The 16,348-nt window shown below is 63.9% G+C and carries 10 protein-coding genes; 5 read left to right on the top strand and 5 right to left on the bottom strand.

Going from position 1 to position 16,348, the window contains the following annotated elements; genetic code table 11:
• The first annotated feature begins 7 nt into the window (after window positions 1-7).
• The 3 genes from AC1DZU_RS07805 to AC1DZU_RS07795 are packed head-to-tail and all read left to right on the top strand — an operon-like array spanning window position 8 to window position 4,972.
• Entirely contained in the window at window positions 8-1,483 is a 1,476-nt protein-coding gene (locus AC1DZU_RS07805) for a sensor histidine kinase (protein ID WP_477283363.1), read from the top strand.
• Window positions 1,483-4,443, top strand: a complete 2,961-nt coding sequence (locus AC1DZU_RS07800; protein WP_477283361.1) for a bifunctional [glutamine synthetase] adenylyltransferase/[glutamine synthetase]-adenylyl-L-tyrosine phosphorylase — start codon at window positions 1,483-1,485, stop codon at window positions 4,441-4,443. Before AC1DZU_RS07805 ends, AC1DZU_RS07800 begins: the two co-directional genes overlap by 1 nt.
• Window positions 4,444-4,492: 49 nt before the next feature.
• Complete coding sequence (locus AC1DZU_RS07795; protein ID WP_477283359.1) at window positions 4,493-4,972, top strand: EF-hand domain-containing protein; 480 nt, start codon at window positions 4,493-4,495, stop codon at window positions 4,970-4,972.
• 48 nt (window positions 4,973-5,020) lie between these two features.
• Here the strand turns inward: AC1DZU_RS07795 and AC1DZU_RS07790 are convergent, their stop codons facing one another.
• Both AC1DZU_RS07790 and pepN read right to left on the bottom strand, forming a co-directional pair.
• The gene (locus AC1DZU_RS07790) at window positions 5,021-7,342 is read right to left on the bottom strand and encodes a PAS domain-containing sensor histidine kinase (protein ID WP_477283357.1); all 2,322 of its coding nucleotides are present in this window, start codon (window positions 7,340-7,342) and stop codon (window positions 5,021-5,023) included.
• Window positions 7,343-7,513: 171 nt separating this feature from the next.
• The gene (pepN, locus tag AC1DZU_RS07785; RefSeq protein WP_477283355.1) at window positions 7,514-10,159 is read right to left on the bottom strand and encodes an aminopeptidase N; all 2,646 of its coding nucleotides are present in this window, start codon (window positions 10,157-10,159) and stop codon (window positions 7,514-7,516) included.
• 157 nt (window positions 10,160-10,316) lie between these two features.
• Between pepN and AC1DZU_RS07780 the strand changes: the two genes are divergently transcribed.
• Both AC1DZU_RS07780 and AC1DZU_RS07775 read left to right on the top strand, forming a co-directional pair.
• Window positions 10,317-12,623, top strand: coding sequence for a xanthine dehydrogenase family protein molybdopterin-binding subunit (locus AC1DZU_RS07780; protein WP_477283353.1), 2,307 nt, complete (start codon window positions 10,317-10,319; stop codon window positions 12,621-12,623).
• Window positions 12,624-12,714: 91 nt separating this feature from the next.
• Window positions 12,715-13,689 (top strand): DMT family transporter, encoded by a 975-nt coding sequence (locus AC1DZU_RS07775; protein ID WP_477283352.1) that lies wholly within the window; start codon window positions 12,715-12,717, stop codon window positions 13,687-13,689.
• Between the two features lie 95 nt (window positions 13,690-13,784).
• On the opposite strand, the gene AC1DZU_RS07770 is transcribed toward AC1DZU_RS07775, so the two are convergent.
• The 3 genes from AC1DZU_RS07770 to AC1DZU_RS07760 all read right to left on the bottom strand — a co-directional run bounded on the left by AC1DZU_RS07770 (window position 13,785) and on the right by AC1DZU_RS07760 (window position 16,255).
• Window positions 13,785-14,597, bottom strand: a complete 813-nt coding sequence (locus AC1DZU_RS07770) for a helix-turn-helix domain-containing protein (RefSeq protein WP_477283351.1) — start codon at window positions 14,595-14,597, stop codon at window positions 13,785-13,787.
• Between the two features lie 99 nt (window positions 14,598-14,696).
• Window positions 14,697-15,560: a uracil-DNA glycosylase gene (locus AC1DZU_RS07765; protein ID WP_477283349.1), complete on the bottom strand. Its 864-nt coding sequence runs from the start codon at window positions 15,558-15,560 to the stop codon at window positions 14,697-14,699.
• Between the two features lie 50 nt (window positions 15,561-15,610).
• Window positions 15,611-16,255 (bottom strand): hypothetical protein, encoded by a 645-nt coding sequence (locus tag AC1DZU_RS07760; protein ID WP_477283347.1) that lies wholly within the window; start codon window positions 16,253-16,255, stop codon window positions 15,611-15,613.
• Window positions 16,256-16,348 lie beyond the last annotated feature (93 nt).

Genomic DNA, 16,348 nt, shown 5'->3' with positions numbered 1-16,348 from the left:
CAGCAGCATGGCTCTTTCCGTGCCAGCCATCATGAAGACGACGGCAGCGCGGCTTTCGGCGCTCTATCTCCTGCTCTTCGCGCTCTGCGCGGTGGCGCTCGTCTTCTACATGACCTCGCTGTCGGCGCGCATGCTGACCGCGCAGACGCAGGAGACCATCAACGACGAGGTGCTCGGCCTCGCTCGCGCCTATCAGCGCGGCGGTCTGCCGGTCCTGGTGCGCGTGGTCGAGGCCCGCTCGCGCCAACCCGGCGCCAACCTCTATCTGATCGCCGACGCCAACGGCCAGATCCTGACCGGCAACGTGCAGAGCCTGGAACCGGGCGTTCTCGAAACCGAAGGCTGGACCAGCAGTCCGTTCTCCTATCAGCGCTTTGGCGAGGGAGAACTCGAGCGTCTGAGAAACTTGCCGACGGAACCGAGCACCACCCAACCCGACCAGAACGAAGCGCAGGCGCAGGGCGAAAAGGGTCACAACGCTATCGCGCTGGTGCTTCGGCTGCCCAACCAGATGATCATGTTGGTCGGCCGCGACCTTGGCGAGCCGGAGCGGTTCCGCGCCGTGATCCGCCGCGCTTTGATGCTGGCGCTCGGCATGATGGGGCTGGGCGGACTGCTGATCTGGTTCTTTGTCGGTCGCGCCGCGCTGAAGCGCATCGACAGCGTGTCGGAAGCCAGCCGCCGTATCATGGGCGGCGATCTTTCCGGCCGGTTGCCGGTCACTGGTGCCGGTGACGAGTTCGACCGGCTCTCCGAAAACCTCAATTCCATGCTGGCCAGGATCGCCACGCTCAACGAAGGCCTGAAACAGGTTTCCGACAACATCGCGCATGATTTGAAGACGCCGCTGACCCGGCTGCGCAACCGGGCGGAGGCGACGCTTGCGGGCAAGCACAAGACCACCGATTACCGCCAGGCGCTGGAAGGCACGATTTCCGAATCCGACCAGCTCATAAAAACCTTCAACGCCATCCTGATGATCTCCCGGCTGGAGGCTGGCTACTCCTCCGAGAACACCAACCGCGTTGATCTTGCGGAAGCCGTGCGCGATGTTGTCGAGCTCTACGAGCCGGTGGCGGAGGAGGCAGGTGTCTCGCTGGAGACAGACGTGCGGGAGACGGTCTTCGTCAACGGCAACCGCGAATTGATCGGCCAGGCACTGTCGAACATCGTCGACAACGCGATCAAATATTCGACCGATGCCACTGCCCAACCGGCCGTGCGCGTGGCGGTTGAGCGGATCGGCACTGAAGTTCGGCTGTCGGTCGCCGACAATGGCCACGGCATTCCCGACGATGGCGACCGTGCCCGCGCGACCGAGCGTTTCGTGCGGCTGGAGAAAAGCCGTTCGCAGCCCGGTTCCGGTCTTGGCCTGAGCCTCGCCAAGGCGGTCATGACATTCCACAATGGCCGGCTTGATCTCTTGCCTGGCAATCCCGGATTATCCGTGGTCATGAGTTTCCCCTCGCGAGAGGATCACTGATGAGTGCGGCTGCCAAGCAGGTGGAGACGGACTGGCTGCTGAAGCCGGTCGCCAGGCTTGCTCCGCTCAATGAAAACCGGGCTCGGCAAGAGCTGGCCGAGATTGCCTCGGCGGCGCGGGAGGAGGGGCTGGCGCGGCTGGCCAAACTCCTCGCCGATAAGGGGCCAGGCCAGGATTTTCTGACAGCCGTCTTCGATTTGTCGCCGTTTCTGCGCGATACGGCGCGTCGCCGGCCGCAGATCCTGGACGGCCTGTTCGAGCAGACTGTCGAGGCGCGGCTGAAAGCGATCGGCGCCGCCATTGGCCAGGCGCATTTGGCCGAGGTCGTCTCGGAATCCGGCCTTATGATGGAACTGCGCCAGTGGAAGGCCGAGGCGCATTTCCTGATCGCGTTGGCCGATCTTGCCGGCGAAGCCGAAACGGCGCTGACGGTGCGCCGGTTGAGCGACCTGGCCGACGCTTGCACCTGCGCGGCTGTCGACTTCCTGCTGCGCGACGCCCATGGCCAGGGCAAGCTCAAACTGCCGGATCTCGACAATCCGTCAGAGCAATCGGGCTGGATCCTGCTCGGCATGGGCAAGTTGGGCGCGCATGAGCTGAATTTCTCCTCCGACATCGATCTCGTTGTCTTCTTCGATCCGGAAGCGTCCGCCGTCGTCGATCCGCTCGATGCCACCGAGCTGTTTTCGCGCCTGACGCGCCGCCTGGTGCGCATCCTGCAGGACCGCACCGAGCATGGTTATGTCTTCCGCACGGATCTGAGGTTGCGCCCCGATCCCGGTTCGACACCGCTGGCAATCCCCGTCGATGCCGCGCTGCGCTATTACGAGGCGCGTGGCCAGAACTGGGAACGCGCCGCGATGATCAAGGCGCGTCCGGTGGCCGGCGACATCGCCGCGGGCGCCGCCTTCCTCAAGGAGTTGCAGCCCTACATCTGGCGCAAATACATGGATTACGCGGCGATTGCCGATGTCCATTCGATCAAGCGCCAGATCCACGCCCACAAGGGCCATGGCGAGATCGCCGTGAAGGGCCACAACGTCAAGCTCGGCCGCGGCGGCATCCGTGAGATCGAGTTCTTCGTCCAGACGCAGCAGCTCATCGCCGGCGGACGTTTTCCGGAACTGCGCGGACGAGAGACGGTGCCGATGCTTGGCCAGCTTGCGGCGCGCAGCTGGATCACATCAGACGCGCGCGACGCGCTGGCTCGTCAGTACTGGTTCCTGCGCCGTGTCGAACATGCCGTGCAGATGGTTGCCGACGAGCAGACGCACACGCTGCCGGAAGACGATGAAGGGCTGGAGCGCATCGCCCACATGCTCGGCTTTGCCGACGCGGCCGCCTTTTCCCAGGCCTTCCGCGCCTCGCTGCAACAGGTCGAGCGCCATTACGCAGCCCTGTTCGAAACCGCGCCGGAGCTTTCGACAGGCATCGGCAATCTGGTCTTCACCGGCGATGTCGACGATCCCGACACGCTGCGGACCTTGCACGGCCTCGGCTTTCAGCGGCCAAGCGACATCTGCCGCGTCATCCGCGGCTGGCATTTCGGCCGCTATCGCGTCACCCAGTCGGCGGAAGCGCGCGAGCGGCTGACGGAACTGACGCCGGCGCTGCTGCGGTCCTTCGGCCAGACACGCCGGGCCGACGAAGCCGTGATACGCTTCGACGAGTTTCTCGCTGGCCTGCCTGCCGGTATCCAGCTGTTTTCGTTGCTGCAGTCCAATCCGGCCCTGTTGAAGCTCATGGCGACGATCATGGGTGCCGCACCCCGGCTGGCGGCGATCATCACGCGCCGGCCGCATGTCTTCGATGGTTTGCTCGACCCGGCCTTGCTGACCGAATTGCCGGACCGTGCCTATCTGTCGGCGCGGCTTTCCGCCTTTGTCGAGGGCGACCGGCTTTATGAGGACGTGCTCGACCGGCTGCGCATTTTTGCCTCCGAGCAAAAGTTCCTGATCGGTGTCCGGCTGCTGGCCGGCTCGATCGATCCGGCTCGGGCAGGCCGCGCCTTTTCCGATCTGGCGGATCTCACCATCGAGGCGGCGTTGCAGGCGGTGACCGCCGAATTCGCGGCACGCCATGGCACGATTTCCGGCGGCGTGGTTTCGCTGCTCGGCATGGGTAAGCTCGGCAGCCGCGAACTGACGGCCGGATCGGACGTCGACCTCATCCTGCTCTATGACCACGCGCCGGATGCCGAGGAATCCGATGGCGACAAGCCGCTGGCGCCTTCGCATTACTACACCCGCATGACGCAGCGGCTGATCGCGGCCGTGTCCGCGCCAACCGCGGAAGGCGTGCTCTACGAACTCGACCTGCGCCTGCGGCCGTCCGGCAACAAGGGGCCTGTGGCCACCCACGTCGATGCCTTCAAAAAGTACCAGCGCCAGGAGGCCTGGACGTGGGAGCACATGGCGCTGTCGCGGGCGCGTGCCATTGCCGGCGACGCCGGCCTGTGCAGCGAGGTCGAGGCGGAAGTGGCGGCAGTGCTTGGCCAGCCGCGCGACGCGGCAAAAGTGATGGCCGAGGCCTCGGATATGCGCGCCATGATCGAAAAGGAAAAGCCGCCGCGCGACCTATGGGACATCAAGCTGATCCCCGGTGGCCTGATCGATCTCGAATTCATCGCCCAGGTGGCCGTGCTCACCGGGCAGGCCGTGCCAATTGCACGTGCCACAGGCACGGCCGAAATCCTGTCGCGCCTGGCGCCAGGCTTTGCCGATGTCGGGGTCAGGCAGGAACTTGGCGATGCCTACGCGCTCTATCTGGCGCTGACCCAGATGACGCGGCTGTGCCTCACCGGAGCCTTCGAGCGCGACGATGTTCCGCCGGGGCTTTCGGATTTGCTTCTGGCGGTGACTGACCTGCCGGATTTCGGTGTGCTGGAAGCGCACCTCAAGGAGACGTCGCAAAAGGTCAGGAAGGACTTTGACCTTTTGCTTCGTGCCGGACGACCGTGAAGCCGTTCGTCCGGCCGCATCGGGGGTGACGATGCAACAGGAGAAGACCATGAGAACGACAACCAAACTTGCCCTTGCCTTCGTCGCCCTGGCCGGCGCCGTCGGCACCACGGCCTATGCCGAAAACAATGCCAGCGAAAAGCTGCGCGAGGGCACGATGATGCGCCTCAGCAAGGCGATGAGCGATTCCAACGGCACCATCAGCTTCGACCAGTTTTCCGACGCCATGAACGCGCGGCTGAAGAAACTCGTCGCCGACAATGGCGGCAAGCTGACCGTCGCCCAACTCGCCGATGCACTGGAGAAGGCGCGTTTTGAGCAGATGGCCAAACGCATCATCGCCCGCTACGACACCAGGGGCGATGGCACCCTGACATCAGACGACATCACCAGTCGCCAGAAGAAGGTCTTTGCCATGCTCGACAGGAACAATGACGGCAAGATCGAGAAGAGCGAACTGCCGAAAGGCGGCCGCTTCGGCCGTCATCGCCAATGGGATGGCGACGACAACGAAGGCGGCATGCAGTGAGGCTATCCGATGCAGGCTCCGGCGACGTCAGTCGGAGCCTGTGGTAGCTCAGGCTGCCGCCTTGATCGCCGGCGCGCTCTTCTTCACCGGAATGCGCACCGACACGATTGTGCCGACACCTTCGGTCGAACGGATCTTCAGCGCGCCACCCTGGAGCTCGGCCAGCGAGCGTGAGATGGCGAGGCCAAGGCCGGATCCGGCATGGCTCTTGGAGAACTGGTTTTGCACCTGTTCGAAGGGACGGCCGAGCTTGCCGAGCGCGTCTTTCGGGATGCCGCAGCCATTGTCCTCGATGGTCAATACAAGCGCGCCGGAAGTGTTGCGGGCCCTGACCGATATGTGGCCGCCCTGGCCGGTGAATTTCACCGCGTTGGACAAGAGGTTGATGACGATCTGCTTGATCGCGCGGCGATCCGCGAACAGCGTCAGCGCGTCGGCGATGCGTGTTTCCACGGTGATCGCCTTTTGCGCCGCCTGCAGCGAGACGACGCGAACCGTCTCGCTGATCAGCGGACCGAGGTCGATCTGTTCCTGGTCGAGCGAGAATTGGCCAGCCTCGATCTTGGACATGTCGAGAATGTCGTTGATGACGCCCAGCAGATATTTGCCGCTGCTGTTGATGTCGGTGGCATATTCCTCGTAGCGCTCCGACCCCAGCGGACCGAACAGTCTCTGTTCCATCAGTTCGGAGAAGCCGATGATGGCGTTCAGCGGCGTGCGCAATTCGTGCGACATGTTGGCCAGGAATTCGGACTTCGCCCGGTTCGCCGCTTCGGCGCGTTCGGTTTCCTTCATGTATTTGCGGTTGAGATCGACCAGTTCGCGCGATCGCTCCTCTTCGGCCCGGCGCGCGAGGCTCAGATCATGGATCGTCGCCATCAGCCGGCGCTCGCTGTCGACCAGCTTCTCCTGGTGCAGCTTGATCTGGGTGATGTCGGAGCCGACGGAGACGATGCCGCCGTCCCGGGTCTTCAGTTCGTTGACCTGCAGCCAGCGGCCGTCGGCCAGCTGCCGCTCGAAGGTGGCGCCGCCCTGCAGTCCGCTGGTGTTGGCAAGCCGCCGTTCGGAAGCAAAGGCCAGCATCCGCTCTTCCAGCACCGCGCGCGCGGTGCCCGGCATGACATCCCGGTCCGAAAGGCCGTTGTCCTGCTGGTATTTGGAATTGCACATGATCAGCCGCTGGGCCGAATCCCACAACACGAAGGATTCGTTGATGTTTTCGATCGCCGTTCTAAGGCGAAGGTCGGCCGCCTCGGAACGCAGCGCCAGATGGCGCTGTTCGGTGACATCGACGGCGATGCCGATCAGCTGGATCTCCGGGGCTTCAGGATCGATGACCTGTGCCCGGGCGCGCATCCACACCCATTGGCCATCGGCGTGCCGCATGCGGAACACCTGGTCGATATGGTCGATTTCGCGGGCGACGATTCTGTTGGCGAGCTCGAACAGGTCGCCGTCCTCGGGATGGATGATCTCGTCGACCTCGCCGAAGGACAGCATCGTGTCGCAGGGCTTGTAGCCGAGCATGTCGTACATCGAGCGCGACCAGTACATCTTGCCGCGTACCATGTCCCAGTCCCACAGGCCGCAGCGGCCGCGAACCAGCGCCATGTCGATGCGCTGATGCGCTTCGAGATAGATGCGATCGGCGGCCTGCGCGCGTGCCGCCTGGCCGAAATAGGCGTAGAGGATGACGATCAGCACGCCGGCCGTCAGCACGAACAGGGTGACGTTCAGCGAGACAGTCTTGCGCCAGGTGTCGAAAACGGCGTCCTGTGGGACCAGTGCCGCCGCGGCACCCTTGCGCCCGTTCGCCAGGCTGACCGCCGCGTACCAGTCCCGTCCGCCGATGTTGACCTCCATGACGCCGGCGCGGTCGCCGAACATGAACAATGGCTGGCCGCCCTGGACGAGGCCGTCGAGCGAATGGCTTTGCCATGGCATCGAGCGCGGTGTCACCGCGACGATCTTGAAAGCGCTGTCGGTGATGACGAGCACATGACTGCGCCCCATCGCGCCCTGACGGCTGGTGGTCTCCAGCAGGTCCTGGATGGCGCCCGGCATCGTGTCCGAAGTGGTGGCGAGCGAACTCGCCAGCTGACCCGCCGCCAGCGTGAGGATCGCCTTGGCGTTGCGTTCGACATCGTCGCGCTCGTTCATCAGCGACAGGACCCGCAGCGCCGCGATGACGATCAGGAAGGTGATGATGAGGGCCGGTATCGATCGGCGCAACAGCGGCTCGGCAGCCAGAAGCCGCCGGTAGGCCGGTTCGGCGATGAGCCGCGTGTTCCCGGCAAGGCCGTCGCTTCGCGTCTCGCGATGCGCAAAAACCTTCCCCCCGGGCGCGCCCCACGCGTCCGCCTTCGCCATAAATGGCACTCCCCGAAGTTGCCTATGCTGCTTTGATCCGGCAAACGCCGCACATCCGAATCGTCAGTAAAGAATCAAAGGTGATTCGCGTTGTCCAGTGGTCCGGCGAAAAAAGATTAAAAATCGACTAAAATAGTGCCGAAACGGCGGCTTTCGGATGAAGGCGCACGCCTACGCCAGCGTGCGATCGACAATATCGCTCAGATCCGCCGAGAGGTCTCCGGCTTTCGCGATCGAGAGCAGCGCTTCCCTGGCCTTGGCCTGTCGGCCAGGTTCGAGCGAACGCCATGAGCGGAGTGCCGTAGCCAGCCTCGCCGCCAATTGCGGATTGCGCTTTTCGACCTCGAGCACGGTCTGCGAGAAGAACCGGTAGCCCTCGCCATCCGCGCTGTGGAAGCCGGTCTGGTTGGCGCTGGAGAATGTGCCGATCAACGAGCGCACCCGGTTCGGATTGTGCATCGAGAAAGCGGGATGAGCGGTCAGCGCGCGCACCGTGTCGACGGCCTGCGGACCGGGCACGCTGGCCTGGATCTGGAACCATTTGTCCATGACCAGCGGGTCGGAGCCATAAGTCGTCTCGAAAGCCGCCAGCGCCTGGATCGCCTGGGGCGAACCGTGGTGGCGATACGCAAGCACGGCAAGGGCCGCCGCGCGGTCGGTCATGTTGGTCGCCGATTGGAAATGTCCGGCGGCAAGTACTGCTCCTCCCGGCTGCATGGAGAGATAGTCAAGCAGGGTGTTGCGCAAGGCCCGTCGTCCGGCGCTCGCCGCATCCGGGCTGAACGCCGCTTTGTCGGCAAGCCTGTCGTAGAGGCCGGCAAAACTGTCGGGGTTGGCGGTGCCTATCGCCAGTGCAAGCGCCTCGCGGGCAACGTAGATGGCGTCGGGGTCGATGTTGCTGCCGATGTCGCGGGCAATGTCGGCCTCGCCAGGTAGCGCCAGCGCCAGCGCCCGGTAGGCCGGCTCCAGCGTTTCGTCGCTGGCGATGCCGCCGGCGAGTTCGGTCAGCCGCGACGCGAAAACCGGCTGCCTGCCGCCGAGGATCTCGCGGAAGGCGGCAATCAGCGCGTCGGTCAACAGCGTGTTGAAGGCCTGCCAGCGCGAGAAGGCGTCGCTGTCATGGCGGGCGAGGAAGAACTGGTCGTCAGCCTTCTGCTCGACGGACAGCGTCACCGGCGCCGAAAAACCGCGGTTGAGCGACACCGCCGGTCGCTCGGCAACACCTGAGAACCGCACCATGTGGCGGCGCTTGCGGACATGGATGACGCCGTCCTCGACGCTGGCGCCCTCGACGCCGCTATAGTCGACCGGCTGGCCACCGGCGCCGATCAGGCCGAAGGCGAGCGGGATGTGCATCAGCCGCTTGCGGCTCTCGGAGGGTGTCGGCGGCACCGACTGCTCGATTTCGAGCATGAACTCCTGGGACGCCGGATTGTGCGTCGAACTGATGGTCAAATTGGGCGTGCCTGCCTGGTGGTACCAGAGCGCGAACTGCGACAGGTCGCGGCCGGACGCATCCTCGAACACCTTGATGAAATCCTCGATCGTCGCCGCGTCGCCGTCGTGCCGCTCGAAATAGAGGTCCATGCCGGCACGAAAGGCATCAGGCCCGAGAATGGTGCGGATCATGCGCACCACTTCGGAGCCTTTCTCGTAGACCGTGGCCGTGTAGAAATTGTTGATCTCGCGGTAGCGGCGTGGCCGCACCGGATGCGCCAGCGGTCCCTGGTCCTCGGGAAACTGGTGGGCGCGCAGTGTGCGCACTTCGGCGATGCGCTTGACCGCGCGCGAGCGCTGGTCGGCGGAGAATTCGTGGTCGCGGAAAACCGTCAGCCCTTCCTTCAGGCAGAGCTGGAACCAGTCGCGGCAAGTGATTCTGTTGCCTGTCCAATTGTGGAAATACTCATGCGCGATGATCGCCTCGATATTGGCGAAATCGGCATCCGTCGCTGTCTCCTGGTCGGCCAGCACATATTTGTCGTTGAAGATGTTGAGGCCCTTGTTCTCCATAGCGCCCATGTTGAAGTCGGAGACGGCGACGATGTTGAAGACGTCGAGGTCGTATTCGCGGCCGAACGCCTCCTCGTCCCATTTCATCGACCGCTTCAGGGCGTCCATCGCGTAGCCGGCCAGCTTCTCCTTGCCTGGTTCGACATAGATGCCGAGCTCGACCATGCGGCCGGATAGGGTGACGAAACTGTCGGCGACTTTGCCGAGATTGCCGGCGACCAGCGCGAACAGATAGGACGGCTTGGGAAAGGGGTCGTGCCACACCGCATAGTGCCAGCCATCGCCGACGTCACCCTTGTCGACCGGGTTGCCGTTGGACAGAAGCAGCGGTGCCTCCTCGCGCAGGGCTTCGATGCGCACCGTGTAGACGGACAGGATATCGGGGCGATCGAGGAAATAGGTGATGCGGCGAAAGCCCTCGGCCTCGCATTGCGTGCAGTAGACATTGCTCGAGCGGTAAAGGCCCATCAGGGCTTCGTTGCCCACCGGCGCCAATTCGGTCTCGATGAGCAGCTGGAAGCGCCGCGCGGCCGGCGGCTCGAGGATTGTCAGTTGGTCGGGCGACACCAGAATATCGGCCGGTTTCGGTTTCTTGCCGTCGATCTCGATGCGCTTGAGCGTCAGCCCGTCGCCGTCGAGCACCAGCGGAGCCGACGCGGTCACGCCATCACGGCGCTCGACCGTGAGCACGGCGGTGACGCGCGTTGCGTCTGGCGAAAGGCGGAAGGTGAGGTTGGTTTGCGGAATGAGGTAGTCATTGGGGCGGTAGTCTTCGAGCTTGAAGACCTGGCCGGTGTCCGTGCGCATTCCGTGGGCTTTCCTGTCGATTGCGTTGGCGGCGGGTTGTTTCCGCTGGTCCAAGAAAATTGAAGTCCGCGCTCTTTACACGAAACGGCCCCTCGACAAAACTGAGACAGCGCCTATTTCAGGCGTTCCTCCTCCCAGTCATCATTACGAGGCATCCATGACCGTCGTCACGCCGAAATTCGGGATGGGCGCATCCGTGCTGCGGCGCGAGGATGCTGCCTTCATCCAGGGCCAGGGCCGCTACACCGACGACATCAAGCCGGCTGGCGTCCTGCATGGCTATGTCTTGCGCTCACCGGTCGCAAAGGCCCGCTTCACCGTCGGTTCGACCGAGGCTGCGAAGGCAGCGCCCGGCGTGCATCTGGTGCTGATCGGCAAGGACCTTACCCATCTCGGCGATCTCAGGTCCGGCGTCATGCAGGAACAGCCGGACGGCACCAAGGCACCGACTCGCGACATTCCGGTCCTGTGCCGTGACCGCGTCAAATATGTCGGTGACGCCGTTGCCTTCGTGGTCGCCGACAGCCGCGCTTTGGCGCAGGATGCCGCCGAACTGATCGACGTCGACTATAACAGCGAAGATGCAGCGTCCGGAACGGCGACGGCGCTCGCCGAAGGCACGCCGCTGGTCTGGCCGGAACTCGGCTCGAATCGGGCCTTCAGCTACCATACGGGCGACAAGAAAAAGACGGACGCGGCTTTCGCCAGGGCCGCCCATGTCACCCGCATCGAATTCGTCAACAACCGGCTGGTCTGCAACTACATGGAGCCGCGCTCGGCGATCGGCGAGTGGAACGTTCAGGAGAACCGCTTCGTGCTGACCACGGGGTCGCAGGGCGTGCATTCCATGCAGTACATCCTGGCCAGCCTGTTCAAGATCAAGAAGGACCAGCTGCGTGTCATCACGCCGGATGTCGGCGGCGGTTTCGGGCCGAAGAGCTTCGTCTACCGCGAATATCCGTTGGTGCTCGAGGCGGCGAAGCGGCTTGGCCGTCCGGTGAAATGGGCGGGCGACCGCACCGAACACTTCCTGACCGACGCGCAAGGCCGCGACAATGTCGTGAAGGCAGAGATGGCGCTGGACAGCGACGGCCGATTCCTTGGCATGAAGGTGGACCTGCTCGCCAACATGGGCGCCTATGTCTCGCAATACGGTCCCTACATTCCCTATATCGGCGTCACCATGTCGACCGGCGTCTACGACATCCAGGCGCTCGACGTGTCCGTCACCGGCCTCTACACCAACACCTGCCCGGTCGATGCCTATCGCGGCGCGGGCCGGCCGGAAGCGGCGTTCCTGCTGGAAAAGCTCGTCGATGCCTGCGCCCACGATCTGGGTCTGCCCGTCGAAGAAATCCGGCGCCGCAATTTCATCCGGCCCGAGCAGTTTCCATACCGCACGCAGACCGGCCGTCTCTACGACACCGGCGAATTCGAAGGCCACATGACCCGCGCCATCGAACAGGCGGAATGGAAGGCGTTTCCGCAGCGGCTCGAACAGTCGAAGGCCGGCGGAAAGATCCGCGGGATCGGCATGGCGACCTATATCGAGGCCTGCGCCTTTCCGGGGTCGGAACCGGCCTTTGTCGAACTCAACGGCGACGGCACGGTGACGCTGAAGATCGGCACCCAGACCAACGGGCAGGGGCATGCCACCGCCTACGCGCAGTTCCTATCGGAAAAGCTCAATCTCGACATCGACAAGATCCATGTCCGCCAGGGTGATACCGACGAGCTGAAGGCTGGCGGCGGCACCGGCGGCTCGCGCTCCATTCCGCTCGGCGGCGTCTCGGCGTCGCGCGCCGGCGAGGACCTGGCCAACAAGATCAAGCGCATCGCCGCCGATGAGCTGGAGGCCTCGGCCGGCGACATCGAATTGTCGGACGGCGTTGCCCGCATCGTCGGCACCGATCGTACGATCGATTTTTCCGCCATCGCCAAGGCCGCCAGGACGCCGGATGATCTCAAGGGGTTCGGCGAATTCGTGCAGGACGAGTGCACCTATCCAAACGGCACCCACATTTGCGAGGTCGAGATCGACCCGGACACCGGCACCACCGACATCGTCCGCTACACCATCGTCGACGATTTCGGCGTCACCGTGAATCCGATCCTGCTCGCCGGTCAGGTTCATGGCGGCGTGGTGCAAGGCATTGGCCAGGCGCTGACCGAGGACACCATCTATGGCGAGGACGGACAGCTCCTGACGGCGAGCTTCATGGACTACGCCATGCCGCGCGCCGACAATTTCCCGTTCTTCCATTTCGAGACCCGCAACGTGCCTTCGACCACCAATGCGCTCGGCATCAAGGGGGCGGGCGAAGCCGGCACCATCGGCTCGACACCGGCGGCGCTCAACGCGGTAACGGATGCGCTCTGGCGCGCCTACGGTGTCAAGCACATCGACATGCCGGCGACGCCGGCGCGCATCTGGGCAACGATCCGGGAAGCGGCTAGACCATGATACCGAAAAGTGGGAACCGGTTTTCGGAAAAGATCATGGTCGAACAAGAAGATAGAGATCCATCCCGGTTAAATCGGGATGGATCGGACTCGTGACAGCAAAACCAGGTCAGGCCGTAGCAGCCGATGACCATGCTGTCGGGCACAGCACGCTCACCGGCATCACGCTCAAGATCTTTTCAGTGGCGGTCTTCGTCGGCATGTCGACCTGCATCAAGGCGGCGGGCACCGTTCCGGCGGGGCAGATCGTCTTCTTTCGCTCCTTCTTCGCCATCTTTCCGATCATTGCCTTTCTCGCCTTCAAGGGAAAACTCGGGACTGCGTTTTCGACCAAGCGCCCGCTCAATCACATTGCGCGCGGTGTGGTCGGCGTCTGCGCCATGGGACTTGGCTTTTTCGCGCTGACGCGGCTGCCGCTGCCGGAGGCGATCACGCTGAACTACGCGCAGCCGCTGCTGGTGGTGGTGTTCAGCTCGATCTTCCTCGGCGAAGCCATCCGCGTCTATCGCTGGAGCGCGGTCGCCGTCGGCCTGGTCGGCGTGCTGATCATCTCGTGGCCGGAACTGACGCTGCTGAGTTCCGACGAGGCGCTTGACGACCAGGAGGTGCTCGGCGTCATCGCCGCTCTTGTCGCGGCGGCGATCTCGGCCGTCGCCATGCTGCTGGTGCGCAATCTCGTGCAAAGCGAACGCACCGCGACCATCGTGCTGTGGTTTTCGGTGACGGCGAGCGTCATGGCGCTGTTGTCGCTGCCGTTCGGCTGGCAGGCGCTGACGCCGCTCCAGGCGGGTCTTCTTGTCGCTGCCGGCTTCTGCGGCGGCCTAGGCCAGATCCTGATGACTTCGGCCTATCGCCATGCCGAAGCCTCGGTCGTGGCGCCCTTCGAATACACCTCGATGATCCTTGGCGTCGTCGTCGGTTATCTCGTCTTTGGCGACGTTGCCACGCTCAATATGCTTGTCGGTGGCGTGATCGTCGTTGCCGCCGGGATATTCATCATCTGGCGCGAGCGCCAGCTTGGTCTGCAGCGCACCCGCACGCGAAGGGCAACTCTGCCTCAGGGGTGAGGAGAGGTCCGCATAGCGGACGGAAAGCCGATTGCTTGGCTTTCCGAACGACGAACGCCCCGAGCGATAGCGAAGGGCCGGGTCAGGCTTCCCTGTTACAATCGTTCGGCCCGCTCCTTCGCCAGCCGCACCAGCACCGTCCTCGTCTGTTCGTCGGCCGGGAAAAACGATTCGATCGCCAGTTCCGACAGCGTCACGTCGAGCGGCGTACCGAACACCGTGATGGTGCTGATGAACGACAGCACCTGATCGCCATGCGCCAGCCTGAGCGGGTGCACGATGGCATTCGGCTCGACCGGCGCCGGCCGGCTGCCGTTCAAGCCGGACGGATAAGTCCGCAGTTCGCGCTCCAGGTCGATCAGCACCGGATCGCCGCTGGCGTCGTTTTGGTGCTTGAGACGCTCGAGCAGGTGCGTGCGCCATTCCTGGAGATTGACGATGCGCGGTGCGACGCCGCCCGGATGCAGGCTGAGCCGAAGCACGTTGACCGGCGGCGTCAGCAGCGAAGCCTCGCTGACATCGGCAAGGAAGGGAGCAATGGCGGCATTCGCCGAAACCAGGTTCCAGTGCCTGTCGACGGCGAGCGCCGGGAAGGGCTCGTGTCCCTTGAGCACGATGTCGACCGCCGCCATCGCTGGCGCCAGCGTCGTGTCGTTGAGCGACCGTTCGCCGAAGCTCGGCGCAAAGCCTGCGGCAAGCAACAACTGGTTGCGCTGCCGGAGCGGGATCGACAATTGCTCGGCCAGATGCAGCACCATGTCGCGCGAGGGCGCGGCACGCCCGCTCTCGACGAAGCTCAGATGGCGCTGCGAGATTTCGGCTTCCATGGCGAGGTCGAGCTGGCTCATGCGACGGCGGGTGCGCCATTCCCGGATAAGGCTGCCGGCGGAATTTTGGGGTGTTGTCATGGGGGCATGGTTAGGCTGGCAGTGGATGCATTTCAATTACCTGGGAGGTTATGGCCCTGTCCCTCTCCTACAAGGGGAGAAGGGAAGAGCTGCCGCGCTTCAACCAAGTGCCCGCAGTTTCGCCTTCACCTCGAGAAAATCCCGCCATGCCAGCTTCTTGTGCGCAGGGGTTCGCAGGAGATAGGCCGGATGCAGCGTTGGCATGGCCGGGATGGCGATGCCGGCAGCTGTCGTGTGGACGCGCCAGTTGCCGCGCAGCCGCAAGATACCTTCCGAGGTGTTGAGCAAGGTCTTGGCAGACGGGCCGCCGAGGTTGATCAGCACCTTCGGATTGACCAGCTCGATCTGCCGCTCGATGAACGGCCGGCAAATCTCGGTCTCGTGCGGCGTCGGCGTGCGATTGCCCGGCGGTCGCCATGGAATGACGTTGGCGATATAGACCGAAGTGCGGTCGAGCCCGATCGCCGCCAGCATGCGGTCGAGCAGCCGGCCCGAGCGGCCGACGAAGGGCAGGCCCTCGATGTCCTCGTCGCGGCCGGGCGCTTCGCCCACCAGCATGACGGCGGCCTCCGGGTTGCCGTCGGCGAACACCAGGTTCTTGGCGGTGGCCTTCAGATTGCAGCCGTCGAAGGCCGCCATGTGCTGGCGAAGCTCGTCCAGGGTCGTTGCCGTCGTTGCCAACTGGCGCGCCAGCGCCGCCTGCGCCTCGTCGGGAACCGCAGCGGTTGTCGACGGTGCACGCGCCACGGGCGGAAGATTTGCTCTGTCGGCCGGCTCGGGGCGCGACGAACCAGGTGGCGCAACGGCGTCGGTGGACGGCGCCACCGGCCGCTCTGCCGGTTTTGGCGCCTCGGCGAACCGATTCACCGGCTGGTCTTCAAGCGCCTCGTCGACACCCGCGCTGGCATAAAAGGCCAGCAGGTCGGCAAGGTCCTGTCTGTTGTTTGGGGAAGCGGCAGTCATGGCGGCACATTCGTCCGCATGACGGGAATTTGCAAGGCTGGCCGCTTGCTCTAGCCCGTAGGTATGCGTGGGTCCTGCACCAGATAGAAGGTCCAGCGCGGCGTATAGTCGGTCATCAGGAATTCGAACCTGGCGGTTTTCAGCGGGTCGACCTTGCCGTTCTTGAACAGCAGGCGGTCGTAGGGTTCGAAATCGCGATCGAAATCGGCGAAATTGCTCGACCAGATATTGTCCGGCGTCTTGTTGCGCTGGTCGAACGAAAGTCCGTCGCCGAACACGCTTGGCTGGTTCAGGATTTCCTGCAGTTCGAACTGGAATTCGACCCAGGCCTGGCCGCTGTTGTTGAGAACGTCGATGCGCATATACATGATGCCATTGGCGAATTCGCCAGACGGACCGAAAGCCTGGATCGGCTTTGTCGTGCGGATGGTTAGCGTCACCGGCGTTGACGAATTCAGCTCTTCGGTGATGACCAGCGGGTCGTCTTTCGTTCCGATGCCGGAAGCGCCGGTGATGTGGAAGCCGCCAAGCTCGTCGGAGAAGGAGTAAGCGCCCGTCGCCCAGACTTTCACCTCGTCCGCGGCGACGTGACCCGGTGCCAGCATCGGAAGGGCCAAAAGAAGCGCCCGGCAGGCCCGGCCGGGCGTCGATGGAAAGCGCGTCGATGAAAAGCCGCCTGGCCCAGGAATGCGCATGGTATGAAGTATGGCTGATAAGCGAGCCGTCGAACAATTAAAAACGTAAGCGCCGACAGCCCCGGAAGACGAAAACAGCCGCTAAGCCCACGC

Source organism: Mesorhizobium sp. P2_A12, from assembly GCF_056405075.1.
The sequence above is the reverse complement of the archived record's forward strand: the minus strand, read 5'-3'. Positions and strand labels throughout refer to the sequence as shown.